Consider the following 25,937-nt stretch of genomic DNA (forward strand, 5'->3'; position numbering starts at 1 on the left):
ACTTCTTGAAACCGGAATTAAGGTAATTGACTTAGTTTGTCCATTTGCTAAGGGTGGTAAAGTAGGTTTATTTGGTGGTGCCGGTGTTGGTAAAACCGTAAACATGATGGAGTTAATTCGTAATATCGCGATTGAGCACTCAGGTTATTCTGTATTTGCTGGTGTTGGTGAGCGTACTCGAGAGGGTAACGATTTCTACCATGAGATGAAAGAGTCTAACGTATTAGACAAGGTGTCATTAGTTTATGGTCAAATGAATGAGCCACCGGGTAACAGATTGCGTGTTGCTTTGACTGGTTTGACAATGGCAGAAGCTTTTCGTGACGAAGGTCGTGATGTTTTATTATTTATTGATAACATTTACCGTTACACACTTGCAGGTACGGAAGTGTCAGCATTGTTAGGTCGTATGCCTTCAGCGGTTGGTTACCAGCCGACACTTGCGTCTGAAATGGGTGCATTACAAGAGCGTATTACGTCTACCAAAAAAGGTTCAATTACTTCAATTCAAGCAGTATATGTTCCTGCTGATGATTTAACTGACCCTTCTCCTGCAACAACATTTGCTCACTTAGATGCAACAGTAGTATTGTCACGTCAAGTTGCTGAATTAGGTATCTACCCTGCGGTAGACCCATTAGATTCTACTTCACGTCAGCTTGATCCTTTAATTGTAGGTCAAGAGCATTATGATACTGCTCGCAGCGTTCAGGGTGTACTACAGCGTTACAAAGAATTAAAAGACATTATTGCGATTCTTGGTATGGATGAATTATCTGAAGAAGATAAGCAGGCTGTATCACGTGCTCGTAAAGTTCAGCGTTTCTTATCTCAGCCATTCTTTGTTGCTGAAGTGTTTACAGGCGCTGCTGGTAAGTATGTTTCTCTTAAGGATACCCTTGCAGGTTTTCAGGCAATTCTTAACGGCGAGCTTGATAATATTCCAGAGCAAGCGTTTTACATGACTGGAACAATTGATGAAGTTCGTGAAAGAGCTGCGGAGAAAGCTTAAATGACAATGATTCATGTTGATATTGTTAGTGCCACGGAGTCGCTTTATTCAGGCGAGGCTAAGTGTGTATTTGCACCTGGTAGTAATGGTGAATTAGGTATCTACCCTCAACATCTTCCATTGTTGTCTACATTACGTCCAGGTGAAGTTCGTGTGGAAACGGAAAACGGCATAGAATCAATTTATGTGTCGGGTGGTATCGTTGAGGTTCAGCCTTCTGTGGTTACTGTTTTTTCTGATACAGCAATTCGTGCACACGATTTAGATGAATCAAAAGCAATAGAAGCTAAGCAAAGAGCTGAGGAAGCTATGGCTAATGCTGATTCTGATATTGAAATTAGTTCTACTCAGGCTGCACTTGCAGAGTCAATGGCCCAATTACAGATGATTTCAAAAATGCGAGGTAAAAAACTTTAAATACTGATTTTTTTAAAATCTACAATTTTATTGTTAATTACTTTAACGCCTTCTTCTTGAAGGCGTTTCTGTTTCAATGCCGAGCCAAAAGCATAAGCACCCAATTCACCATTTGACCTAACAACACGATGGCAAGGGACCTCAGTCAGGTGCATTTACATTTTTGTTCATTGCCGTACCGACGGCTCGATAGGCGTTTGAATGACCGATCAAGTCTGCTAATCTAGCGTAACTTATTACTGAACCCCGGGGAACGCATTGTACTAGTGTTTCAAAACACTTATGTTGAAAGCTAGTCATGTTAAATAGTGACTCATTGCCACATCATAATTGTCTTGAGCCTTAAGAATAAAATCACATACCTCTCTAACAGCGCCATGGCCACCTTTTTTTTCTGTGATGATACAGGCATTTTCCTTCACTAGATCATGGGCATTTGCAACTGCTATCGGTAGACCTACATGCCTCATCACTGGTAGGTCAATAATATCATCACCAACATAAGCAACTTGATCTGAATCAACTGACAATACAGATAACAATTCATTAAAGGCAATTTTTTTATCATTCTGACCTTGATAAAAATGTTCAATATTAAGGTTTTTCATACGATGAGCAACATTAGGGGTGTTTCTTGCACTGATTACAGCTGGTTCAACACCGCTTTGTTTGAGTAGTTTTATACCCAATCCATCAAGAGAGTTAAATCGTTTAAGCTCAATTCCTTCATCTGAAAAATAGAGTCCGCCATCAGTTAAAACGCCATCAACGTCAAAAATGATTAGTTTAATTTTTTTAGCTCTTAGATAGGCTTTGTTTAATAGTTTCATGTTAATTTACTCCATTTGAATGCGGGACCAGGATCAGTTTTTCTACCTGGTGAAATGTCACTATGCCCCTTTACATCAGTAATTGGATAGTAACTCTTTAAGATTGACAATACTTGATTTAATATTTGGTATTGTCTCGTTTCATAGGCAATTTTATCAGCCCCTTCTAGCTCAATACCGATCGAGTAATTGTTACAATCAGGTTGTTTATTAAAAATGGATTTGCCTGCATGCCATGCGCGCTTATCAAAATCAACAAATTGAATAATTGAGCCATTACGTTTTATTAATAAGTGTGGTGCTACCTTGACACCTTCAAGCGTTTTGAAATATTCGTGCTTAGAGATATCTAGCTTGTTGGTAAAAAAATCTTCAATATAAGAGTTGTTAAATTCTAATGGGGGCAATGATATGCTGTGAATAACAATAAGTGTAATTTTGGCATCTTTAGGGCGTTGATTAAAGTTCTCAGAGATTTTTTGTGTCGCTATATCTAATTGATGGTTGGTTATCATGTTGTAATATTAATGGGCTATTGAATTTGATTAAAATAGCGCCCTCTAAGCATTAGCCGTGGCGAGGCTTGATTGTCAGTAAATGCTGAACGTTTATGTAGAATGTTATTACAGATTATTCCTTGGTTGGAATGCATTCTATGTGAAAAATGGTAAGGTGAATTTGTATTTAGCAATTCGTCTAATTTTTTAACAGCTTGTTTAATTTCTGTAGAGTTATATAGGTTTATGTTTTTCTTTCGCTGTGTATAGCGCATTGATAATTGTTCGGTTATTTCATCGATGAAAAAAATTGGTCCCGTTGAGGTTTTACGCCTAACCACACCTGCTACTTTGTGCTCTGGAATGCTCATAGCCTTAGGATGTGTTAGCGCTTTAGTGATGTCAGGGTTTTCCTCCCGTAAGAGTAAATACACCATCTGATGGTCAATCCATTGATTTTCCCCGCCACTCTCTGCAGCATTTACACAGAATAAAGTAAATGCTCTGATTCTGTGTTCGGACGCATTGTAATATCCGTCTGTATGCCAGCCAATAGCTCGATCTGTATAAGGGATAAATTCTGCCTGATCTTTCTGTTCGCTTGGCGTAATTCGAGCCAAACCTTGATTTTTTACATACAAGTGCTGATCAAAATCCACTAGATTCAGTTGTTGATTAAAGCTAACTAGTTTTGATTCATAATCTTGAAGTTGTGGCGTTTGAAATATTGCAAAGTTATTATAGCGACACAAAGTTAAAAGCTTATCTTTTTCAGCAGTTGATAGTTGTTCTGGTTTGTTAATTTCAACGGTACAATTATCGATGTCAGAGACTGATTTGGCTAGTTTCTCATCTCGCCAATACTGATATTTGTCTATCGTATCGATGACGTTAGCCATTGATACGTTTATTGATATACCATTGTTGCGCTATAGATAAGATGTTATTTACCACCCAATAAAGAACTAATCCTGACGGGAACCATATAAAGAAAATAGTAAACACAAATGGCAGACTCATCATAATCTTTGCCTGCATTGGGTCTGGCGGTGGCGGGTTCAGTTTTTGTTGTACAAACATTGAAACACCCATGATTAGCGGCAGTATATAGAATGGATCCGGCGCTGATAAATCTAATAGATACCAAAACGGTGTTTGACGCAACTCTACCATTTCAAGTAATACCCAATAAAGAGCAATAAATACTGGAATTTGGACTAGAATCGGCAAGCAACCAGCAGCAGGGTTAATTTTTTCTTTACGATAGAGCTCCATGGTCTTTTGACCCATTTTTTGCTTGTCATCGCCATAGGTTTCTTTAAGTTTGGCTAACCTTGGTGAAAGCTTTCGCATCCCTGCCATTGAACGGTACGATTTTTCACTAAGCTTATAAAAAGCAAGTTTAATCAGAATCGTTAGAATAATGATCGCATAGCCCCAAGACTGAACAAACGAATAGATCCAGTGCATAATTTCTGATAGTGGCTTAGCAATAATAAACAAGACGCCGTAATCAACCGTTTTGTCTAATCCTGGAGCTAAATTGTCAATGATCTCTTGTTCTTTGGGGCCAATATACAAGGCATTGTTATTTAGAGTTGCTGTTGCACCAGGGCCGATTTTCTGAGCAGGATTGACAATTGTTAACAAGTGTTTACTATTGTTGGTTTTTGCTGAGTAACTGTGCGTACTTTGCGCATCTGGAATCATAGCAACAAAGAAGTAATGTTGAATCATGGCCATCCAGCCACCTTTTGATGTTGTTGTAGGCTGTTGATCAAATTCATCAAACGATATTTTTTCAAATACATCTTGATCATCATATTTTGCACCGCCAGTATAAGTTGGCATCATCATGTTCGATTCATCTAATGCGTTACGCATGAGTTGTGTATAGCTAGTTACATCGATAGCAGCATTTGAATTATTACTAATTTGATAGTCAATATCAATCACGTAGCTACCCTTAGTAAAACGATAGTTTTTAGTTACTATAGTACCGTCATTACCTTTCCAGGTTAATGGCACAACCAGCGTGTCTCCTTGCATTTGGTAGTGGGACTGTGAAGAGCTAAACATGGAGTGATGTGTCGGCATTTTTTCACTTGGTAATAATCCGCTTTGAGCTTGGAATAACCTTTCACGTTGATCGCTTAATAGCTGAAAGTCTGTCTCAGATCCTAGTTCAATAGGATAATCATTCAACCATGAATTGGTTATCGTGCCACCTTTGTGGCTGATTTCCAATGTTAATAGGTCTGTTTGAACACTAACAAAACCATTCTGATGATTTTTTTCAGTTGCCGGAATATCAGGAGCAGCGTTTATATTGATCGCACTTGGTACATTTAAGTCTTGAGTGTTGGCTGTCGCCGTACTGGCTGACTGCTGTTGGTAAACTAGGTTTCCATTTGCATCAACGGCGTGCTGCCTATCCCACTGTTCTGTCAGTAAAAATATACTTAGAAGAATGGCAACAATAAGAAAGAATTTTTGATTATTCATCGGTATTAGTATTGGTTTAGGTTAAGTTATTTTTTAGGTACTGGGTCGAAGCCACCTTCGTGCCATGGATGACATTTTCCTATACGTTTTGTGCTAAGTATAAAGCCTTTAAAGAGGCCGTGAGACTTAATACTATCATAGGCATATTGCGAACATGTTGGCTGAAATCGACAATTAGAGCCAAGTAAGGGGCTGATAAATAACTGATAGAATTTAATTGGAATTAGAAGTAAATAGCGCATTATTTAGCCACTATTTTGGTCAATAATGCCAATAGATCTTGCGCAATAATAGTATTATTTGCAGGTTTGGCATGTTTTGCCATTATCACAAATTCCCAATTATTTAGCTCAGCTTGTTGCAATCTAAATGTTTCACGCGCTATACGCTTAAAGCGATTTCTTTCAACCGCTAGACGATGTACTTTTTTAGAAATGGCAAGACCGAGCTTAGCTTTTTTTGCGCCTGACTTAATAGCCATAACCTGCCAATATTTACCCCTAGTCATGTTGCCATTAGTGAAAATGGATTTATATTCGCTAGGTTTTAATATTTTGGATTGACGGGTTAGTCTAAAAGACATTCGCAGATTGGTGTTAAGCTGTTAAGCGCTTACGTCCCTTCTTTCTGCGTGCATTGATTACAGCACGTCCTGCTTTGGTGCTCATTCTTGATCTGAAACCGTGCTTACGTTTACGTTTAATAACACTCGGTTGAAAGGTTCTCTTTTGCTTCATAATGAATATCGCTCAATAAAATCTTGCAATTTTACCATAAATTAATGTGCTTTGTATTAACTGTGTTGAATATAGATCATATAACTTACAGGATCTAATAGTATTATAAAGTGCTACAATAGCTATTAATCATTTGTTTTGAACAAGGGTGCTGATGGATTTGGTTTATTGGTTGTTATTGTTAAAAGCGCCATATCTTGGTATTAAGACATTCTATAAAGCCTTAAAGTATTTTGAATCTCCACAACAGGTTTTCTTAGCTAGTCATATAGATAGGGTTAAGGCAGGTTTGTTTAGAAAGCAAACCTTGGAGTATCTTAAATCGGCTGATGTCAACTTGGTACAAACGGACTTAGATTGGCTGCAAGACGATCGTTGTCACATTTTGACACTGATCGACAAACATTATCCTGCTCAATTAAAAACCATTGCCGATCCGCCACCAGTATTATATATTAGGGGAGATATTGCTTGTTTAAGTCAGCCCCAGATAGCCATTGTGGGTAGTCGCAATCCAAGTACTGGCGGAGGGCAGAATGCCGCCCAGTTTGCTACAGAGCTATCTAAAAGAGGTCTAATTATAACATCAGGCATGGCGAGTGGTATTGATGCAAAAGCGCATATTAGTGCGCTAGAGTCAGGGGCCCAGACTATTGCGGTGTGTGGCACTGGCTTGGATCGCATTTACCCTGCTAAGCATAAGTCCTTGGCGCATCAAATCACCTTGCAAGGAGCGCTTATTTCAGAATTTTCTATAGGGACAGCGCCTATTGCCAGTAATTTTCCAAGACGAAATCGCATTATTAGCGGATTAAGTCTAGGTACGTTGGTGGTTGAGGCAACCATCAAAAGCGGTACTATGATCACTGCCAAATTGGCAGTTGAACAAGGGAGGGATGTGTTTGCTATTCCTAGCTCTATTCACAATCCATTGGCAGAAGGTTGCCACGATTTGATTAAACAAGGAGCAAAATTAACCAGCAGTGTTGATGATATTATTGCCGAACTACCTTTGGGTTTATTGGATTGTACATTACCTAAAAAAACCAGCCAATCAACAAAAGAGATAGACAAAACAGGGTTTAAGGTATTAAAATGTCTCAGCTATGAAGCGCTGACTGTTGATCAATTGGTTGAAAAAACCCAGCTTAGTACCCAAGTAGTAACACAGGAACTACTATTGTTAGAGTTTAATAATAGAATAGAAAAAACCAGCGCACAGGGTTACGTATTAATTAAATAAAATTACTATGACACATAATATTCTCGATGTTTTAACTTATATGTTTGATTATCTTTTTGAAGAAGCAGAGCATAACGATGCTCATGAAATCGATGACGTCGAATTAAAGGCTCATTTGTCTGATGCCGGCTTTGATGTGATTGGTATTGATAAGGCGCTTAGTTGGTTAGAAAATATTGCCACCTTACAGGACGGTAAAATTAAACCTTTTAGCACTATTTATCGATCCAGTATGCGTATTTATACAGATACTGAGCAACAAAAACTAGATTCTAAGGCGCGTGGTTTTCTATTGTTTATGGAAAATATCGGCCAACTTGACGCTAATCAGCGCGAAATGATTATCGAACAAGTAATGTCACTGGGTGATGCTAAAGTTGATCTAGAAGATCTTAAATGGGTTGTGATGATGGTTCTGGGTAATAGTGCTGATGGTGACATCTCTTCTCAATGGCTTGAATCTATTGTTTTTCTTGATGAAAACCGCACACTACAATAATGGCTAAAAATTTAGTTATTGTTGAGTCCCCTGCCAAGGCAAAAACCATTGAGAAGTTTTTAGGTAAAGACTATGTTGTCAAGTCTAGTATTGGCCATATTCGTGACATGCCAAAGAAAAACATGGGGATCGATATTGAAAATAATTTCGAACCAACCTATGAGGTAACCGCTGATAAAAAGAAAGTGGTTGCCGAGTTGCGTAAGGCGGTTAAATTAGCAGAAACAGTCTACCTTGCAACGGATGAGGATCGCGAAGGTGAGGCTATTGCCTGGCATTTGCTAGAGGCATTAAAATTACCTAGAGACACACCAAGAATCGTTTTTCATGAGATTACTAAGGGTGCTATTACCAATGCCATTGTTGAGCCAAGAACGGTTGATTATCATTTGGTGGACGCACAGCAAGCACGCCGAATTATTGACCGATTGGTTGGTTTTGAAATCTCTCCAGTATTATGGCGTAAAATTTCAGGCGCTCGTTCAGCGGGTCGCGTACAGTCCCCGGTGATGCGCTTGGTAGTAGAAAGAGAAAGAGAGATTGCACAGCATAGTTCTGTTTCTACTTATAAGGTTAAAGCGGAACTTGTCAACAATAGTGGAGAGGTTGTTGACGTAAAGCTTAACAAAGATTTTGATTCAAAAGAGGCGGCTTTAGCCTTTGCAACTAAGCTGTTATCAGCCGATTTAACGGTTTCATCAATTGAAAAGAAGCCTTCTAAGCGTTCACCAAAAGCACCATTTATCACCTCCACACTACAGCAAGAGGCGTCACAAAAACTTGGTTTCTCAGTAAAACAGACCATGACAATTGCGCAGAACTTATATCGCGAAGGCTCAATTACTTACATGAGAACTGATTCATTCACGTTGTCTGAAACTGCTATTGAGGCTGCAGGAAAAGTAATTGTGCAGGAGTATGGTTCTGAATATCACAATATAAGACGTTTCAAAACTAAAGATGCAGGGGCGCAAGAAGCGCATGAAGCTATTCGCCCAACAGACCTAACCAAGTCTAGTATTTATGGCGTGGACGAGCAGACCGCGAAATTATATAGTTTGATTTATAAGCGCACTTTAGCCTCGCAAATGAGCGATGCTAAATTACAAAAAACTCAAATTAAAGTTCACGTTTCAAATGCAGACGAGCTTTTCTTGGCGAATGGTGAGATTCTAACATTTCCAGGTTTTTTAAAGGTTTATGATTATTTGTCGGCCGACGACAAGTTGTTGCCTGACGTAAGCGAAGGAGATTTATTAACGCTAGTTAGTTTTTCCGCAAGAGAGAGCTTTTCACGAGCCAAGCCAAGATATACCGAGGCCTCGTTAGTTAAAAAAATTGAAGAAATGGGCATTGGTAGACCTTCAACATTTGCCACAATGGTGTCTACCGTCCAGGATCGAAATTACGTCACCAAAGAAACCAGAGAAGGTTTTGAGCGTGAATACGAATTAATTGAAATTCAGGATAATGCCGTTGTAGAATCAAAACCAAGTGAGACCACAGGTGCAGAAAAGAATAAATTGTTTCCAACTAATGTGGCTTACTTGCTTAATGACTTCCTAGTTAAAAACTTTAGCAACATTATTGATTATGAATTCACAGCAAAATTAGAGTCTGATTTTGATACAGTTGCAACACAAAACGTACCTTGGAAGCATGTTGTTAAGGAATTTTATGAGCCGTTTCATGCTCAAATTGAAGCGGCAGCAGATATCTCTAGAGAAGAGACGCATGGTATGCGTGAGTTGGGCAAAGATCCAAAATCAGGAAAACCGGTCAGTGTGCGTTTTGGTCGTTATGGAGCATTTGCGCAAATTGGTCACAAAGATGATGAAGATAAGCCAGTTTTCGCCGCTCTTAGGGGTACGCTAGATATTGAAACTATTAAATTAGAAGAGGCATTGGAATTGTTTAATATGCCTCGTACTGTTGGTGAGACGGATGATTATGGAGTGATTAAAGCTAACTATGGTCGCTTTGGTCCTTATATTCAATATGGAAAAAAATATGTTTCACTAAAAGAACATACACCAGAAGAAGTGAATCTTGAAACGGCTTTAGAGTTAATTGCTGCTAAAGAAAAGTTTGACGCTGAGCGCATTATTAACACTTTCGAAGGTTCAGATATTCAAGTGCTTAACGGCCGATTTGGCCCCTACATTTGGAATGGAAAAAAACGCGGTAGCGGACAAAAGAACATTACCATTAAAAAAGTTTTTGGCGATAAAGAGCCAGCTGATTTAACGCTTGAAGAGTGTAAAAAAGCCATATCTGGCAAGCTAAAACCTAAAGCTAAAAAACGCAAGAAGGCTGCACCTAAAAAAGCGACTGCTAAAAAAGCAACTGGCAAAATAGCTGCACCTAAAAAAGCGACTGCTAAGAAGCCAGTCAAGAAAAAGTCGTAAGAAGGTATAGCCTTATTATGACACAGCCTTTTTTCATGGTTGCGGTGTAAAATGCAAAGCATTTATTGTTAAACACACTTGATTATGTTATTAATTAGCGAAATAATGATTGGAAATCCACAAATCGATGATTTTGAAGAGTTGGTTGTAGTGCTAAAGGCTATTTCCAAAACGTCAGATGAGCGATTTTTTCGAATGGATGTCAAGCCAGACTATCAAGACACACCTGAAAATTGGGAAGACCGATTAGAAGCGGCTTTTTACTAGAGGACAATCATGGGAAAATATTTAAATAAAGAGCAAATTTTTGATGCTGAAGACGGCGAAGACTTATACGCCAATGAAGAGCAATTAGTTGCTCGTCTAGAGTTTTTTGAAAAACAATTAATGGATCAAACAACTGATACAGCAGTTGAAGATCGTATTAACACATTATTGGAAATCGCACGTATCCAAGTAGAGCGGTATAAGGGGGCGGATGCTTGGGAAAAAGCCATGGCAGCTTTTGATCTTGCTAAAGAAAACGAGCTTTGGGAGTTGGCAACAGAAGCTTGCGACGCTATGTTTTTGTCTGAAGGTCCAGATGCATTGAAAGCACTAGGCCATGCATTGTGGCTTGGAATAACATTCCCAATCGATCCAGAAATTACCGTAGCAATGTTGCAGCACTTGGTAGAAGAGTCTCCAAAAGGCGCAGACACCAAGGCTTATGCGGCTGCAGTAGCACATTATATTGTGTCTGTTCGTCGCGGTGCTGATGATGATTTAACTTTCTTTGCTTCGCAAATGATTGCTTCAGTAGCTGATGAGCACTCCCATGTAACAGACCAATCAACTTTTGATTTATGGCGTAAAACTTTACAGCTAGATAAGCCAGAAGTGTTTTTGCCCAAACTTTCGAGCGCAGTTGATCAATTAGTTGATGACAATTGGTGGATTGATCGCGATGCTATTAGAGCTAAATTAGACGCCGAAGGAAAATAAGTGAAAATTAAGATTTGTGGCTTTACCCAAGCGCAAAACGCACGTGATGCTGCGATGTTGGGTATTGATGCAATTGGCTTAGTTTTTTATCAAAAATCTCCCCGTCATGTTGACATGAGTCAAGCATTGGAGATTGTTCAAGCCCTACCGCCATTTGTCAATAGAGTGGGTTTGTTTGTCAATGCTGATTCTGAGTTTATTGATGAGGTCTTATGCGAAGTGCCAATTGATACATTGCAGTTTCATGGAGATGAAACGCCACAGGAATGTGCTCAATACGCCATGCCATTTATCAAAGCGTTGCGTGTCAATGCAAAGACAGATATTGTTCAGCAAGCAGAGGCATACCAACAGGCAAGCGGACTCTTGTTAGACGCTTACAATCCTAATTCCTATGGCGGTACGGGTGAGAATTTTGATTGGGAATTAGCCAATGTCGATATTGATTTACCGGTTATTTTAGCAGGCGGTCTAAACCCTGAAACTGCGAAGCAAGCTGTTGATCAGGTAAACCCTTATGCGCTTGATGTTTCTAGCGGCGTGGAAAAAGAAAAAGGCATTAAAGACATTGAAAAAATTAAGCAATTTATTAAACAAGCAACCCTATGAGTAGTTACAACTTACCAGACGATAAAGGCCATTTTGAACAATTTGGCGGTGTTTTTATTGCAGAAACGTTAATGACCGCAATTACCGAGCTGCAAGAAGCGTATGCAAAATATAAGGATGATGAAGAGTTTATCCGAGAATTTGAACATGATTTAAAACATTATGTTGGCCGTACAACACCGCTTTATCATGCTGAAAATTTAAGTAAAAAACTTGGTGGTGCGCAAATATATTTAAAACGCGAAGATCTGAACCACACTGGCGCGCACAAAGTTAACAATACCATTGGCCAGGCTCTATTGGCCAAGCGTATGGGTAAGACTCGAATTATTGCAGAAACTGGCGCAGGCCAGCACGGTGTTGCTACCGCAACAGTTGCAGCAAGACTTGGCTTAGAGTGTGTGGTATATATGGGTGAGGCTGATGTTGCCCGTCAGGCGCTTAATGTTTTTCGCATGAAGCTCTTAGGTGCAACGGTTATTCCCGTGACATCAGGATCCAAAACACTTAAAGATGCACTGAATGAGGCGATGCGTGACTGGGTTACTAATATTGATGACACTTTCTATATTATTGGCACCGTTGCTGGCCCGCACCCGTATCCAATGATGGTACGTGATTTTCAATCAATTATCGGCAAAGAGGCCAAAGTGCAATTTGCGGAGCAAGTTGGTGGCTTGCCAGATGCATTAGTCGCTTGTGTAGGTGGAGGTTCCAATGCAATCGGCTTATTTCATGAGTTTATAGATGATGAGTCAGTTGAGATTTATGGCGTAGAGGCGGCAGGTCACGGCCTTGACAAAGGCCCAACAGCGCATGCCGCACCTTTATGTGCTGGCAATGTTGGCGTGCTTCATGGTAATCGCACCTATTTGATGGAAGATGAAAACGGCCAAATTATCGAAGGCCATTCAATTTCTGCAGGACTAGACTATCCGGGTGTGGGACCTGAGCATGCCTATTTAAAAGATTCTGGTCGTGCACAATATGTGGCGATTACTGACCAAGAGGCATTAGATGCATTTCACACGCTCACCAGAGTTGAAGGTATTTTGCCAGCGCTAGAATCTTCTCATGCCGTGGCTTACGGCATTAAGCTCGCCCAAGAGCTAGGCAAAGATAAAAATATCATTGTCAATCTTTCGGGTAGAGGCGATAAAGATATTCATACCATCGCTGAGATCGAAGGCATCGAGTTTTAGTGATGATGAACAAGTCAGTTGTTCATGGCAGAGCTTATACCTTCAGGCGTTAAAGACTGCTTTTCACCAAACTCTTTTTTTTATCTAAATTCTTAAAGACAGTCGCTTATAAATACGCCCAAATAAAGCACTCTTGGGGTGTAAGCTCCTATTTTTTTCAAATTCCTTGTACCTCGATTTTGGCAAAATCATCACTGTTAAAAAAATAGATATAAATCCAATTTATCGTTTAAAAATTTAGAAAATTTTACGAATTAACGCATTAAAAATATACTTTTAAGTAAAAAAATGATTATTTTTAGTGAATTAACCTTAAAAAACACTGTTTCTAATCAAAAATAATCTATTTATGTCATTTTTATTTAGTTTTAAGTTTAATTTATGCTAAAAAATGTCAATATTTAGTATTTTTTACTAAAAAACCATCATATCAGTAATTTCCAAATTTTTTTTAATATTCCAAAATGATCTATGATGTACAATCGTGGTTCAATTATTTTTCTTTAGGAATAAAATGTATAAAAGATCAATTATCAATTTGTTAGTGAGTTTAGTTGTCGGACTAGGAATTATCCTTTCTTCAGTAGTCTGGGCGAAGAATCCAAATATGGCGGTTAGTAAAAGAGATAGCAATGGTGACGGAAAAGTGAGTTTAGACGAGTGGGACAAGCCAGAATTTATCTTTAACAAAATTGATTTTAATGGTGATGGTTTTATTACTGCTCAGGAGTTTGCAAAGAAATGGGGTGTGCCAATGCCTGGTGGAAGTTTGACTAATAAAAGTATCTCTGATGCAGGATCTTTAGATGAATCTAAAACTATTATTGCCGATGTGCATATGCATCCTATGTCTCAAAGCCCTATCGATCAATTAACTTGGATGAATAAAAATGGTGTGAAGTGGGCTGGTTTAGGTGCAATGAGACGTAGTAATGTAGAGCGTTATAGAAATATTATGGGCGACAGATATATCCCCTTTGGCGGGCAGGGTGCCATGAATGAGATTTATTTCCAGCATGGAACTGATGGTGTTGAGGATGAGCATAATGAAATGTTTGAAGCGATGATGGAGGAGTTAGAGGCATCTTTTGAAGACGAGAAAATTAAAGGCATTGGCGAGATTTTTGCAAACAATAGAACGACCAATCCTAGACCAGACTTTAGACGCAAGACTCGTATTGATGCGCCAACTTATCGCGCCATGTTGGATTTAGTTGATAAATATGGTGGTGCAATGTCAATGCATGTTCAGTGGGACCACGACTCAATTGAACAACTTGGAGTTTTAGCAGACCATAATCCAAATGGTAATATTATTTGGGCGCATTGTGGCAACGATGGATCGGCATACGATGTGCGTCAGGTGTTAAAAAGCCATTTAAATATTTACTGTGATCTTTCTGCTAGAAGCAAACCTAAATTATCAGATTGGGTGATCAATAAGAGGCCTCGTGCAGAGATCTTTACCTCATATAGCCTAAATGGATCTTGGCAAGATTTAATTGAAGAAATGCCAGATCGTTTTATGGTGGGTACAGATACTAAAGGTGGGTCAAAATATGATAAAGGAATTAGAGCTATTAGAAACGGGCTTTTGGCGAATTTAAGTCAAGAAACCGCAGAAAAAGTGGCTTATAAAAACGCACAGCAGCTATTAGATTTACACTAATGTTTACTGCGTATGGCTAGCCACCAGGTTAACGTTATAAATTGCAGTATTAACAATGGTAGAACGGATAGTAGCACCAGGTCCCAGCCAATGTTAAACACAAACCAGCCAGCTGATAGAGAGGCTAGCGCCTGAATGCCAAATATCAAAAAGTCATTTAACGATTGAACTTTGAATTTTTCATTATCATTGTAGGCTTGGGGCAATAAAGAGGTGCCACCAATAAATAAAAAATTCCATCCCAGTCCTAGCAAGACTAACGCCATCCAGTAATTATGAAGTGCATGGCCTGAGTAGGCCAAAGCGATACAAATAAAATAGATTAATACGCCGATCAGCATCATTTTTCCTAGCCCTAACCATCTAATAATGATTGGGGTGAATAGGGACGGCAAGAACATGGCAATCACATGTGATTGGATCACAAACTTAGTTTGTTCTAGAGAAAACTTGTCAATGACATGCATGCTCATGGGTGTGGCGGTCATTAGGTAGCTCATGATAACGTAACCAACAGCAGCACTTGAAATAGCAACAATAAAGACAGGTTGTTTAATAATGACAGATAGTGATCGAGCGCCATCACTTGATTGTTTTTCCGTCATATTGGTTTGCTGATAAAACCACAAAAGCCCAAAAGCACCAATAAAGCAAATGCTCAGCAGTAAAAATGACCCAATAAAGGCGGTATTTAAAAGGTCTTTGCCTAGGGTAGCCAGCTCAGGTCCTAAAAAAGCAGATGCAAGCCCGCCAACCAGTACAGTGGAGGTGGCTGTGGCCCCTAAATCTTTGTTGACACTTTCAATGGCAGCAAAGCGAAACTGATTCATGGTCGCGGTTGTAATACCAAATAAAAAAGTTGTTATACAGAATAAATAGAATGATTGAATCTGCAAGGCGACGATGGCCACTGAAATAATAACTAATGTATAGAGACAAACACCCAAAAACACTTTTCGCCTACCAATAAGTGACATGACACGATTTATTGGAATAATACTACTGGCGGTTCCAACCACTAATAGTGCTACGGGCAAGGTTGCTAGGCTGTCGCTTGGCGACAAAGATTGACCAATAATACCGCCTAAAAAAATTACAAAAACACTGAGCGACATAAACAATGACAAGCTGGCTGTCAGTATCCAGACGTTGCGCGGTAGTGCAAACATTTATTTCTTGGTAGGGCGCTGCCAGTTTTTCATAGTGATTTGTTTGGATCTACTTAGAGTAAGTTGATCTTCAGGAGACTCTTTAGTGATGGTAGAGCCCGCTCCTATCGTGGCATTCTTGCCAATCGTGACTGGGGCGACGAGTTGAGAGTCAGACCCAATAAAGGCATTATCACCAATGATGGTCTGATGTTTGTTAACACCATCATAGTTACAAGTGATGGCGCCAGCGCCAACATTGACATCAGAGCCCATAATGGTGTCCCCCACATAGCTAAGGTGTGAAACTTTTGAGCCCTTACCAATGATAGATTTTTTCACTTCAACAAAATTACCGATTTTAGCATTTTCGCCAATATCAGCTTGCGGGCGAATGCGAGCAAATGGACCAATGGATGCACCATTATTAATAACAGCACCTTCAATGACAGAATTAGCCAAGATAGTCACATTATCACCAATTTTGGCGTTTTTTATACTACAATTTGGCGCAATTGATGTGTTGTTTCCTAAGCTGACCTTGCCTTCAATGAGGGTGTTGATATCAATTTCACAATCTTTGCCAAAACTTAAACTGCCTCGACAATCAAAACGAGCAGGATCCTTTAAGGTTAGTCCTTGCTGCATGTATTGATTGGCTTGTTGTTGTTGAAAGATTCGCTCTAATTCGGCTAGCTGCACCTTATCGTTAACGCCAGCCACCTCAAACGCGTCTGTTGTAACCACAGACGCAATGACCTTGCCATCATTGACTGCTGATTCGATGATATCAGTCAGATAAAGTTCGCCTTGAGCATTGTTAGAATCAAGGTTGCTTAAATATTTTTTAAGCAATTGCGTATTAACCGCCATAATGCCAGTATTAACCTCGCAAACTTCAAGTTGTTCTGGCATCGCGTCCTTTTGCTCAACAATGGCTTGAATGACATCGTTGTGACGAATAATACGGCCGTATCCCGTTGGATTGTCTAATACAACTGACAACAGAGCAACGCCAGTTGAATTTGCCGCATTAATTAGTTGGCTTAGCGTTTCTAGCTGAATAAGGGGCACGTCACCATATAAAATCAATGATATAGAGTCATCTTCAATATAAGGTGTTGCTTGGGATACAGCATGGCCAGTGCCTAATTGTTCAGCCTGTTCAACCCAATTGATTGACTCGTCATTAATGGCTTGTTTAACTTGATCGCCGCCAAAACCATACACGATATGCACTTTTTGACTAATATGCTTGGCTTGAACGAGTACATGGCCTAGCAAGGTGTTATTGGACAAAGTTTGTAAAACTTTTGGCTTTGTAGAGTTCATGCGCGTGCCTTTGCCCGCTGCAAGAATAATAGCGTGAATGTTGTTCATTTAGAAATCTTCGACTATAGGGTTTTGATCAAGATAGTCTGCGGTAATCCCAGGCACAATAAAACTAATGGTGCCAATGACCTGACCATCTTTACGACCAACAGTGTATGTGGCTGCGCGCATTTTTATAGGCGCATCTTTAAAAATATCAGAAAAGTTGTGCGCTTTTCTGGACTGAATAACAAACTCGTCTTTACTAATAAAAGTGTATTTTATGCCATGTTTTTGATAGGCTTCATTTTCAAATTCAGCAATCATCTTGGTGAATTCATCTTTATTAAAAGTATTTGCACTTACCTCTAATATGTCAAATTTTTCTGGACCATCTTCAATTAACACTAAATCAAATTGCGTTTTAAGTACATGGAACATTTTTTTAATTTTACTAACTTCGGTTAGCGGCATCATTAGTACAGTTGATACTAAGCGATCATCGAGAAAACGAAAGGCTAGCTCCGTCTCTTCTCCTGCTAAAGAGTGTTTTTGCAAGCATAGTGTGCCTTGTTCATATCTATCAGAGCAGTCCTCTAAGGCGTGTGCCTTTTGTAAGAATGCTTTAGGCATGCCAACCAGATATTGTTTGTATAGTCTAATTTGTTCGTTGGCAATACTTTGCGTAGCAAAAAGGCATAAAAGGCTTAATAATAGGGTGCGCTTCATACAAAAAACTCGTTTTTAACTTGGTTCATATTGTAAACGCATCAGTCTTTAAATACAATAAAATTACTAACTATGATCAATTCTTGTTTTCACTGTGGGCTAGAGGTCACCAGTCATAACCGTATCCAGGCAAACATCAATCAAATACCGAAAGATTTTTGTTGTTCTGGGTGTGCAAGTGTTTGTCAAACCATTCATCTAAGTGGACTGGATGCTTTTTACGAGCAACAAACAAGCTCAGTCCTGCCAGCAGTAACTCTTGAATATCCGCTAGAATTTTATAATGCATTGGCATTTCAGCAGCCTTTTTTAGAGGTGTCTGACCAAGGTCAAAAAACCATTACTTTAATCAGTGATACTATTCACTGCGCTGCTTGTGTTTGGTTGATTGAAAAAGCTCTTGGCTCACTTGAGGGTGTTAATTGGGTAAGGGCAAATTTAACTGATAAACGAATTCGAGTTAATTGGCAAGATGATGAGATTCAACTGGCAGTTATCATGCAGCGTTTGGCAGATTTAGGTTATGGTGCAATGCCTTATGAACAAAACATTGCTGAAAAGATTGCCAATAAATCTAACAAGGCCATGCTTTACAAAATAGGATTTGCAGCTTTCACTATGATGAATTTATTGTGGATTTCTATTGCTATGTATACCGGTGCAGCTGATGGAAAATACCATCAGTATTTTCAATGGCTTGGTTTTGCGTTAGCAACACCAACTTTATTTTATTCGGGTTCTGGATTCTTAAAAAGTGCTTACAACGGTATTAAGAACGGATTGATGAATATGGATGTGCCCATTAGTATTGGTGCGCTAACAACTTACTTTTATTCGGTTTATGTGTTGTTAGGCTTTTCTGCCCAAGGTGAAGTGTATTTTGATACAGTTGTAAACTTTATTTTTGTGATTTTAATTGGTCGCTATTTAGAGAATTCTGCAAAAAAATCATCAATATCTGCATCAAGCTCTTTGCAGCAATTACAGCCAAAGGTTGCTTTAGTGATCAAAAACAATGAAGAAATTATCACCCCTATTAGCGCTATTAATATTGACGATAAGATTTTAATCAAACCGGGTGAGCGAATTGCAGTTGATGGACGTGTAGTTTCAGGCGCAAGTGAGACTGATGAGTCGTTGTTAAGTGGAGAATCCCGACCTGTTGCCAAAGGGCTAGGCGACGAAGTGTTTGCCGGCTCTGTCAATGGCCAAGGTGCGCTTGAGATACAAGTGGAAAAAACACTGAAACAGTCGGTTTTAGGAAAAATTGTTAGTTTGGTTGAAAATACCCAGCACAACAAAAGCTCAGTAGTTTGCAGTATCGATAGAATAATCCCCTATTTTGTGGGCGTGACTATCTTTTTAGCCTTGGCTACCTTTGTGTATTGGTATCCACAAAATTTTGACTTAGCCTTATTAAGTGCAACTAGCGTTCTTATTATCACCTGCCCTTGTGCCTTTGGCTTGGCAACGCCTATGAGTATTGCTGTAGCAAGTGGTGCAGCAATTAAAGAAAAGATGCTGATTAAGAACAGCGATGCCTTAGAGGTGTTAAATAAGGTCGATTGGGTGGTTTTCGACAAGACCGGCACACTGACATTAGGCGAGTTTAAAGTGGTTCAAATTGAATCCGCCCAGGATAATTTAATACAGATTATGGCCAGTATTGAAAAATACTCAGAACACCCCTTAGCCACAGCTATTGTGGCTGAGAATGACAACGACTTTTTGCCTGTTACTGACTTTAACTCAATACCTGGCCAGGGAGTAAGCGCCTGTATTGAGGGAGATACTTACAAAATAGGCTGCTTGGCTTTTGTGGATAGCAATCATCAAGTTAGTCAAGAGATGTTAGAACAATCTCAGCAGCTTGAGCTTCAAGGTTCCAGTTGTATTTGGTGCGCTAATACTACTAAAGTATTGGGGTTTACAGCGCTATCTGATCAAATAAAAGCAGACGCGCATAAAGTCATTGAGCAATTACATAAACTCGGTAAGCAGGTTAGTATTCTGAGTGGCGATAGTCAAGCCGTCACTCAAAAAGTAGCTAACACTTTGGGTATTCAACATGTGATAGCACAAGCGTTGCCAGAAGATAAGTCCGCCTATATTAAGCAACTTCAAGTAGAGAACCAAGTGCTAATGATTGGAGATGGTGTTAACGATGCACCGGCGTTGGTACAGGCAGACACCAGTATGGCGATTGGTTCGGGCAGTGATGTGTCAGTTAATCATGCAGATATAGTGTTATTAAAATCCACACTTACGCCAATCTTAACCATGATGAATTTGGCTAAACGCACTAATCAGACTATTAAACAGAATATTATATTTGCTCTAATGTATAACGCCTTGATGGTGCCATTGGCTATGATGGCAAAGGTGACACCGCTATTTGCAGCAATTGTTATGCCTATTAGTTCACTCATTGTTATTGGTAATGCTGCACGGCTCAGAAAAAAATAAAGTAAACTTTTTAAAAAATAAATCGCTCAGGGTGCAAATAGTATATAATTTGTCCTCTTTCGAGATTTAAACTTTATTAAGAACATGAAAACAGATATTCATCCTAATTACGACACCGTTAAAGTAGTTTGCTCATGCGGTAACACATTCGATACCCGTTCAACTGTAGGCAAAGAAGAATTACACTTAGATGTGTGTTCAAGTTGCCATCCTTTTTATACAGGTAAGCAAAAAATTATGGACAGCGCAGGTCGTGTCGAGAAGTTCAAATCACGTTTTGGCTCATTCAAGAGATAAGACTTGTAGATTTAAAAAAAAGCCACATTTATGTGGCTTTTTTTATGCCTGAATGAATAGGATATATAACGAAATATCATTATAATTATGACATTCATTTTCTATACTTAATGCTATGTCATTTGATTATATAAACGCCTTATTAAAGAAGCCAACAACACGTACGCCAATTTGGGTGATGCGCCAGGCAGGTCGATACTTACCCGAGTACCGTGCAACACGCAAAAAAGCTGGTGATTTTATGAGTTTATGTAAAAATCCAGAGCTTGCGTGTGAAGTAACCATGCAACCAATTGATCGCTTCGATCTTGACGCAGCTATTCTATTTTCTGACATCTTAACCATTCCTGATGCAATGGGACTGGGTTTGTATTTTAGCGAAGGTGAGGGTCCAAAATTTGAGAGACCCATTCAAACCTTGGCAGATATTGAGGCAATTCCGTCAGAGGTTAATAATGATTTGACTTATGTTTTTGATGCGGTATCTACCATAAAAACTGCATTAGGTACGCGTGCACCACTTATCGGATTTAGTGGTAGTCCGTGGACATTGGCAACTTATATGATTGAAGGTGGTAGTAGTAAAACTTTTGCTAAAACTAAGTCAATGCTGTTTAACGATCCGAAAATGTTACATCTGTTATTAGATAAGTTAGCTGATAGTGTTATTGCCTATTTAGATCAACAGGTAATAAGTGGTGCAGATAGCTTAATGGTGTTTGACACTTGGGGTGGCGTACTGTCAAAATCTAATTATTTAGATTTTTCATTGAGTTACATGCAAAAAATTGTGACTGGCGTAAAAGCAAAACACCCAAATACACCAATTACTCTATTTAGTAAAAATGGCGGTAAACATCTTAATGAAATTTCAAACACGGGATGTGATGGTGTAGGCATTGACTGGACGGTAGAGTTGAGTGAAGTTGAGCAGCAAATTGGTCATAAAGTTGCCATTCAAGGTAATTTAGATCCTGCAGTGATGTACGCAACGCCAGACGTCGTTCGTGCTGAAGTGAAAAAGGTCTTGAGCCAATTTAAAGGTGATACAGGACATGTATTCAACCTAGGTCATGGTATTACACCAGATGTTGATCCGGAAAACATGAAAGTGTTAGTTGACAGTGTACACGAATTTAGCGCAAAATAATTATGTCAAGATTAACCCAAGTATTTGCAGATTTACCTCAGGATAAAAAAGCTTTTATTCCATTTATTACTGCAGGTGATAGTGGCATAGACAATACTTATAATTTGATGCTATGCTTGGTTGAGAACGGCGCAGATGTTATTGAATTAGGCGTGCCTTTTTCTGATCCAATGGCAGATGGGCCAATGATTGCAAAATCACATGAGCGTGCAGTTGCTGATGGTGTTAGCTTGAAAGATGTATTGGCACTAGTTAGTAAATTCCGGGCTGTCAATAACACGACAGCAGTCGTTTTAATGGGCTATTTAAATCCAATTGAAGTTTATGGCTATCATCAATTTGCTAAAGATGCTCAATCTAGTGGTGTAGATGGCGTATTGGTGGTAGATATGCCACCTGAAGAAGCGCACGATCTTAAGCAACATCTTGATGCCAATCATATTGATTTTATTTTTCTAGTGGCGCCAACTACGACTGATGCTAGAATTAAATTCTTAGCAACAATAGCCTCTGGTTTTGTCTATTTTGTATCCCTCAAAGGGGTAACTGGTGCAGGGCATTTAAATGTAGATGCGGTAAGGCACAATCTTGCTAGAATTAGACAATATATTGATTTACCTGTGGGTGTAGGTTTTGGTATTAAAGATGCACAAACTGCAAGGGCAGTCTCTGAAAATGCCGATGCGGTAATTGTAGGATCTTCTTTAGTCGCATTTGTCGAGCAATATGCTAAGGATAAGGATAAAATGTTGGCAAGCGTTGGCAGTTTAGCGAAAGAAATTTCCTCAGCAATTAAATAACTATAACAAGGACTTAGATATGAGTTGGCTTGAAAAAATCTTACCTTCAATCACTAATGTTGTTAAAAAGAATATTCCGGAAGGCTTATGGACTAAGTGCCCTAAGTGTGAAACGACTATTTATACCGAAGAGTTAAAAGATACAACTTACGTTTGTCCTAAATGTGATTACCACATGCGTATTTCAGCTAGAATTCGTATTGAGAGTTTTCTAGATGAAGTAGGCCAAGAGGAGATTGCAGCTGATTTAGTTGCGGTTGATCCGCTTAAATTTAAAGATCAAAAAAAGTATAAAGATCGTTATTCGCAAGCGCAAAAGGCCACCAATGAAAAAGACGCATTAATTGTTAAAACAGGCACATTGAGTGGTATGAATGTTGTTGTAGCAGCTTTTGAATTTAAATTTATGGGCGGTTCAATGGGCTCTGTTGTGGGCGAGAAATTTGTTCGTGCAGCCAAATACAGTATTGAAACCGGCGCGCCATTGATCTGTTTTTCAGCTTCAGGCGGAGCACGTATGCAGGAAGGCTTATTCTCACTAATGCAAATGAGTAAAACCTCACTGATGCTTAAATTATTAAGTGACAAGAAAATTCCATTTATCTCTGTTTTGACAGACCCAACAATGGGCGGTGTATCGGCTAGTTTTGCCATGTTAGGTGATGTCCACATTGCTGAGCCGAATGCTTTAATTGGATTTGCTGGTCCGCGCGTTGTTGAGCAAACAGTGCGCGAAGAATTACCTGAGGGTTTTCAACGTAGTGAGTTCTTACTTGAAAAAGGGGCAATCGACATGATTGTGCATCGACACGACCTTCGTAAACAAGTTCATACTGTATTAAGCGCCATGACGTTTAATAATGGCTAGTTATAAAATTCATTACAAACTGAGTCATGCGAATGGCGCTTTAGTAGATGAAGCTTGGGACGAGCCTTTGGTGTTTGAAATCGGTGATGGACAGCTAGATCCATGTCTAGAGAGGTGTGTGGCTGATGCTAAGCTTGGCGAGTTACAAACTTTTTTATTAGGTGCTTCCGAGGCCTTTGGTGACAGTTACGATGAAGCTTTTCAGACAATGCAACGTGAAGACTTTCCAGACGATCTTAACTTAGAGCTTGATGCGGCGGTTGAATTTAAAACGCCAACAGGCGACTCTTACGTAGGATGCATTGACCGCATTAAAGGTGACGAGATTCGTGTCAATTTTAATCATCCGTTGGCAGGCGCTGATGTTGCATTCCAGGTTAAGATTCTAGAGATTAATTAATGAAAATACTTTTGGCCAACCCGCGAGGTTTTTGCGCTGGCGTTGATCGTGCTATTGAGATTGTTGAGCGCGCTCTAAGCAAGCACGGCAAGCCGGTCTATGTGCGTAATGAAGTGGTACACAATAAGTTTGTGGTTAATGATCTGATAGCCAAAGGCGCTGTTTTCGTTAAAGAAATTGATGAAGTTCCTGACAACCAAGTTGTGATTTTTAGTGCACATGGCGTGTCACAATTAGTGCGTAAGCAAGCAAAGAATATTAATTCGACTATTTACGATGCCACCTGTCCGCTGGTAACCAAAGTTCATAAAGAAGTTGTTAGAAAGCAAAAGCAACATAATCAAGTCATTCTTATTGGTCATAAAGGTCATCCAGAAGTTGAAGGGACGTTGGGTCAATCAAGCGCGGGTGATCGGGTATTGCTGGTTGAAACAATCAAAGATATTGATCAATTAAACGTTGATGGCGATCTCTCGTACACCACGCAAACAACCTTGTCAGTTGATGATACGCAAGATATTGTTGATAAATTAAAACATAAGTTCCCTAATATTCAGGCGCCTAAAAAGGATGATATTTGCTACGCAACGCAAAATAGACAAGACGCTGTTAAAACCTTAATGCAATCTTCTGAATTGCTACTAGTCTTGGGTTCGAGTAACTCATCAAACTCGAATCGTTTGCGTGAAATTGCCGACAAAATGGCTATTCCTGCCTATCTAATAGATGGCGCAGATGAGATTGATCCAGCTTGGTTAGATGGCGTTAATACCATTGGTGTCACTGCCGGCGCCTCTGCACCAGAGGTCTTAGTGCAAGCAGTGATTGATTATTTATATGATCATGGTGCAACAGAAGTCCAAGAAGTAAGCGGTGCACAGGAAAACGTACATTTTCCAGTGCCAGAAGAACTAAGACAATAAACAGGAGTAATTCACATGTCTAAAACAGCATTAATTTGTGGCTCATATGCCTTTGATTCCATCATGGTATTCCATGATCAGTTTAAAAATCATATTTTGCCGGATAAGGTGCATATGCTAAATGTATCTTTCTTGGTGCCAACCATGCGCAAAGAGTTTGGTGGCTGTGGTGGTAATATTGCTTATAATTTGCACTTATTAGGTGCAAACTCCATTCCAATGGCGACTGTGGGTGAAGACTTCACTCCGTATATGAATTGGATGGAAAAACACCATATGAATACCACACACATGAAAGTTGTTGAGGGTGCGTACACCGGCCAAGCATTTATCACTACAGATATGGATGACAACCAAATCACTGCGTTTCATCCAGGGGCAATGAGTAATTCTCATGAGAATAAAGTTAGTGATGTAAGTGTGGCTGATATTGGCATTGTCTCACCCGACGGACGAGACGGCATGATTGAGCACGCCCAACAATTTTCAGAGGCGCAAATACCTTTTATTTTTGATCCTGGCCAAGGTATGCCGATGTTTTCAGGGCCAGAGTTGATTACATTCGTTGAACAGGCAACTTATGTTGCTGTTAATGATTATGAATCGCAAATGCTACAAGATAAAACCGGCCTAGATTTAGCAACTATTGCATCCATGGTAGAGGCGTTAATTATTACCAAAGGCGGTGAGGGTTCTGAAATTCATGCGGCTGGTGACGTGATACAAATTGCACCTGCTAAAGCCCAGTCAACCCAAGATCCGACTGGCTGTGGTGATGCTTATCGTGCAGGCTTGTTATACGGCATCATGCATGAGATGGATTGGAAAACCACCGGCCAATTGGCAGGCCTTTTAGGTGCGATTAAAATTGCTCACCTAGGTACTCAAAACCATGTTTTTGATATTGATAGCATTGAAAAGCTTTATCAGCAAAGCTACGCAGAACCATTTTTGTGATTTAATAGAATAATGGTATAATAAATACAATTTAAAAAAAACCATATCTGGGGAGATATTATGCTAGCACTACAAAAATTATTTGAGTTACGACGTTCACTGGATGAGTATGAGCGTGAAATGGGTTTTGACCAGCTATCAGAGGTTGAAAAGTCGGTATTAGAATTTGTTATGCATAGAAATGATGCAAACATCACTGCCATTACCAAAGACCAATACTTTTCAAAATATTCATTGTCGACCATTAAGCGTGCAGTAGGCGTGTTGTTGTCAGAG

At 39.4% G+C, this 25,937-nt stretch carries 31 protein-coding genes; 19 read left to right on the top strand and 12 right to left on the bottom strand.

Translation table 11 applies throughout. From position 1 onward, the window contains the following. Together atpD and P8M52_RS00170 are read left to right on the top strand one after the other, a co-directional pair. Positions 1-1,012: F0F1 ATP synthase subunit beta (gene atpD / locus P8M52_RS00165; protein ID WP_300305643.1), on the top strand; the 1,012-nt coding region annotated here is incomplete at its 5' end. Then, positions 1,013-1,429: a F0F1 ATP synthase subunit epsilon gene (locus P8M52_RS00170; protein WP_300305645.1), complete on the top strand. Its 417-nt coding sequence runs from the start codon at positions 1,013-1,015 to the stop codon at positions 1,427-1,429. Here P8M52_RS00170 and P8M52_RS00175 read toward each other — a convergent pair. Genes P8M52_RS00175 through rpmH form a run of 9 tightly spaced genes read right to left on the bottom strand, consistent with a single transcriptional unit; the run spans position 1,426 to position 5,998 of the window. After that, positions 1,426-1,584 carry an MGMT family protein gene (locus P8M52_RS00175; RefSeq protein ID WP_300305647.1) on the bottom strand — a complete coding sequence of 53 codons (159 nt, stop codon included), beginning with the start codon at positions 1,582-1,584 and terminating at the stop codon, positions 1,426-1,428. The two genes, P8M52_RS00170 and P8M52_RS00175, sit on opposite strands and share 4 nt — an antisense overlap. Beyond that, complete coding sequence (locus P8M52_RS00180) at positions 1,571-1,729, bottom strand: MGMT family protein (protein ID WP_300305649.1); 159 nt, start codon at positions 1,727-1,729, stop codon at positions 1,571-1,573. Before P8M52_RS00180 ends, P8M52_RS00175 begins: the two co-directional genes overlap by 14 nt. After that, complete coding sequence (kdsC, locus tag P8M52_RS00185) at positions 1,726-2,259, bottom strand: 3-deoxy-manno-octulosonate-8-phosphatase KdsC (RefSeq protein WP_300305651.1); 534 nt, start codon at positions 2,257-2,259, stop codon at positions 1,726-1,728. The genes P8M52_RS00180 and kdsC overlap by 4 nt, the downstream gene beginning before the upstream one ends. Next, on the bottom strand, positions 2,256-2,774 hold the full coding sequence (gene ampD / locus P8M52_RS00190) for a 1,6-anhydro-N-acetylmuramyl-L-alanine amidase AmpD (protein WP_300305653.1): 519 nt from the start codon (positions 2,772-2,774) through the stop codon (positions 2,256-2,258). The genes kdsC and ampD overlap by 4 nt, the downstream gene beginning before the upstream one ends. 17 nt (positions 2,775-2,791) lie before the next feature. Continuing rightward, positions 2,792-3,655 carry a TauD/TfdA family dioxygenase gene (locus P8M52_RS00195; protein ID WP_300305655.1) on the bottom strand — a complete coding sequence of 288 codons (864 nt, stop codon included), beginning with the start codon at positions 3,653-3,655 and terminating at the stop codon, positions 2,792-2,794. Next, positions 3,648-5,261 carry a membrane protein insertase YidC gene (gene yidC / locus P8M52_RS00200; protein ID WP_300305657.1) on the bottom strand — a complete coding sequence of 538 codons (1,614 nt, stop codon included), beginning with the start codon at positions 5,259-5,261 and terminating at the stop codon, positions 3,648-3,650. Before yidC ends, P8M52_RS00195 begins: the two co-directional genes overlap by 8 nt. Positions 5,262-5,287: 26 nt before the next feature. Then, on the bottom strand, positions 5,288-5,503 hold the full coding sequence (gene yidD / locus P8M52_RS00205; protein ID WP_300305659.1) for a membrane protein insertion efficiency factor YidD: 216 nt from the start codon (positions 5,501-5,503) through the stop codon (positions 5,288-5,290). Next, positions 5,503-5,844, bottom strand: coding sequence for a ribonuclease P protein component (gene rnpA / locus P8M52_RS00210; protein ID WP_300305661.1), 342 nt, complete (start codon positions 5,842-5,844; stop codon positions 5,503-5,505). The genes yidD and rnpA overlap by 1 nt, the downstream gene beginning before the upstream one ends. A 13-nt stretch (positions 5,845-5,857) precedes the next feature. After that, the gene (gene rpmH / locus P8M52_RS00215; protein WP_300030702.1) at positions 5,858-5,998 is read right to left on the bottom strand and encodes a 50S ribosomal protein L34; all 141 of its coding nucleotides are present in this window, start codon (positions 5,996-5,998) and stop codon (positions 5,858-5,860) included. 154 nt (positions 5,999-6,152) lie between these two features. Between rpmH and dprA the strand changes: the two genes are divergently transcribed. The 8 genes from dprA to P8M52_RS00255 all read left to right on the top strand — a co-directional run bounded on the left by dprA (position 6,153) and on the right by P8M52_RS00255 (position 14,612). Then, on the top strand, positions 6,153-7,241 hold the full coding sequence (gene dprA / locus P8M52_RS00220; protein ID WP_300305664.1) for a DNA-processing protein DprA: 1,089 nt from the start codon (positions 6,153-6,155) through the stop codon (positions 7,239-7,241). Between the two features lie 7 nt (positions 7,242-7,248). After that, positions 7,249-7,740, top strand: a complete 492-nt coding sequence (locus P8M52_RS00225; RefSeq protein ID WP_300305666.1) for a DUF494 domain-containing protein — start codon at positions 7,249-7,251, stop codon at positions 7,738-7,740. Further along, entirely contained in the window at positions 7,740-10,148 is a 2,409-nt protein-coding gene (gene topA, locus P8M52_RS00230; protein WP_300305668.1) for a type I DNA topoisomerase, read from the top strand. The genes P8M52_RS00225 and topA overlap by 1 nt, the downstream gene beginning before the upstream one ends. Positions 10,149-10,232: 84 nt before the next feature. After that, positions 10,233-10,415: a sulfur relay protein DsrC gene (locus P8M52_RS00235; protein ID WP_300305670.1), complete on the top strand. Its 183-nt coding sequence runs from the start codon at positions 10,233-10,235 to the stop codon at positions 10,413-10,415. Between the two features lie 9 nt (positions 10,416-10,424). Next, positions 10,425-11,132, top strand: coding sequence for a hypothetical protein (locus P8M52_RS00240; protein ID WP_300305672.1), 708 nt, complete (start codon positions 10,425-10,427; stop codon positions 11,130-11,132). Further along, positions 11,133-11,741 (top strand): phosphoribosylanthranilate isomerase, encoded by a 609-nt coding sequence (locus P8M52_RS00245; protein ID WP_300305673.1) that lies wholly within the window; start codon positions 11,133-11,135, stop codon positions 11,739-11,741. Next, complete coding sequence (gene trpB / locus P8M52_RS00250; RefSeq protein WP_300305675.1) at positions 11,738-12,943, top strand: tryptophan synthase subunit beta; 1,206 nt, start codon at positions 11,738-11,740, stop codon at positions 12,941-12,943. Before P8M52_RS00245 ends, trpB begins: the two co-directional genes overlap by 4 nt. Before the next feature lie 544 nt (positions 12,944-13,487). Further along, the gene (locus P8M52_RS00255) at positions 13,488-14,612 is read left to right on the top strand and encodes an amidohydrolase family protein (RefSeq protein WP_300305677.1); all 1,125 of its coding nucleotides are present in this window, start codon (positions 13,488-13,490) and stop codon (positions 14,610-14,612) included. On the opposite strand, the gene P8M52_RS00260 is transcribed toward P8M52_RS00255, so the two are convergent. The 3 genes from P8M52_RS00260 to P8M52_RS00270 are packed head-to-tail and all read right to left on the bottom strand — an operon-like array spanning position 14,609 to position 17,800. After that, positions 14,609-15,781: an MFS transporter gene (locus P8M52_RS00260; protein ID WP_300305679.1), complete on the bottom strand. Its 1,173-nt coding sequence runs from the start codon at positions 15,779-15,781 to the stop codon at positions 14,609-14,611. The genes P8M52_RS00255 and P8M52_RS00260 overlap by 4 nt on opposite strands. Continuing rightward, positions 15,782-17,140 (bottom strand): bifunctional UDP-N-acetylglucosamine diphosphorylase/glucosamine-1-phosphate N-acetyltransferase GlmU, encoded by a 1,359-nt coding sequence (glmU, locus tag P8M52_RS00265; protein WP_300305681.1) that lies wholly within the window; start codon positions 17,138-17,140, stop codon positions 15,782-15,784. Next, on the bottom strand, positions 17,141-17,800 hold the full coding sequence (locus tag P8M52_RS00270; RefSeq protein WP_300305683.1) for a hypothetical protein: 660 nt from the start codon (positions 17,798-17,800) through the stop codon (positions 17,141-17,143). A 72-nt stretch (positions 17,801-17,872) separates the two neighbouring features. Between P8M52_RS00270 and P8M52_RS00275 the strand changes: the two genes are divergently transcribed. From P8M52_RS00275 to P8M52_RS00315, 9 genes are all read left to right on the top strand, one after another. Further along, positions 17,873-20,266 carry a heavy metal translocating P-type ATPase gene (locus P8M52_RS00275; RefSeq protein ID WP_300305685.1) on the top strand — a complete coding sequence of 798 codons (2,394 nt, stop codon included), beginning with the start codon at positions 17,873-17,875 and terminating at the stop codon, positions 20,264-20,266. A gap of 84 nt (positions 20,267-20,350) precedes the next feature. Next, a complete protein-coding gene (gene rpmE, locus P8M52_RS00280) occupies positions 20,351-20,563 on the top strand; it encodes a 50S ribosomal protein L31 (RefSeq protein WP_300305687.1) in 213 nt (70 codons plus the stop codon). 115 nt (positions 20,564-20,678) lie between these two features. Next, the gene (gene hemE / locus P8M52_RS00285; RefSeq protein WP_300305689.1) at positions 20,679-21,713 is read left to right on the top strand and encodes a uroporphyrinogen decarboxylase; all 1,035 of its coding nucleotides are present in this window, start codon (positions 20,679-20,681) and stop codon (positions 21,711-21,713) included. Positions 21,714-21,715: 2 nt separating this feature from the next. Continuing rightward, positions 21,716-22,513, top strand: a complete 798-nt coding sequence (gene trpA / locus P8M52_RS00290) for a tryptophan synthase subunit alpha (protein WP_300305691.1) — start codon at positions 21,716-21,718, stop codon at positions 22,511-22,513. 19 nt (positions 22,514-22,532) lie between these two features. Then, positions 22,533-23,381, top strand: a complete 849-nt coding sequence (accD, locus tag P8M52_RS00295; protein ID WP_300305693.1) for an acetyl-CoA carboxylase, carboxyltransferase subunit beta — start codon at positions 22,533-22,535, stop codon at positions 23,379-23,381. Then, the gene (locus tag P8M52_RS00300) at positions 23,374-23,781 is read left to right on the top strand and encodes an FKBP-type peptidyl-prolyl cis-trans isomerase (RefSeq protein WP_300305695.1); all 408 of its coding nucleotides are present in this window, start codon (positions 23,374-23,376) and stop codon (positions 23,779-23,781) included. Before accD ends, P8M52_RS00300 begins: the two co-directional genes overlap by 8 nt. After that, positions 23,781-24,704: a 4-hydroxy-3-methylbut-2-enyl diphosphate reductase gene (ispH, locus tag P8M52_RS00305; RefSeq protein WP_300305697.1), complete on the top strand. Its 924-nt coding sequence runs from the start codon at positions 23,781-23,783 to the stop codon at positions 24,702-24,704. The genes P8M52_RS00300 and ispH overlap by 1 nt, the downstream gene beginning before the upstream one ends. 15 nt (positions 24,705-24,719) lie before the next feature. Next, entirely contained in the window at positions 24,720-25,661 is a 942-nt protein-coding gene (locus tag P8M52_RS00310) for a carbohydrate kinase family protein (protein WP_300305698.1), read from the top strand. A 60-nt stretch (positions 25,662-25,721) separates the two neighbouring features. Beyond that, on the top strand, positions 25,722-25,937 hold a 216-nt coding region (locus P8M52_RS00315), incomplete at its 3' end, for a hypothetical protein (protein ID WP_300305699.1).

Source organism: Candidatus Thioglobus sp., assembly GCF_029243085.1.
GTDB lineage: Bacteria > Pseudomonadota > Gammaproteobacteria > PS1 > Pseudothioglobaceae > Thioglobus_A.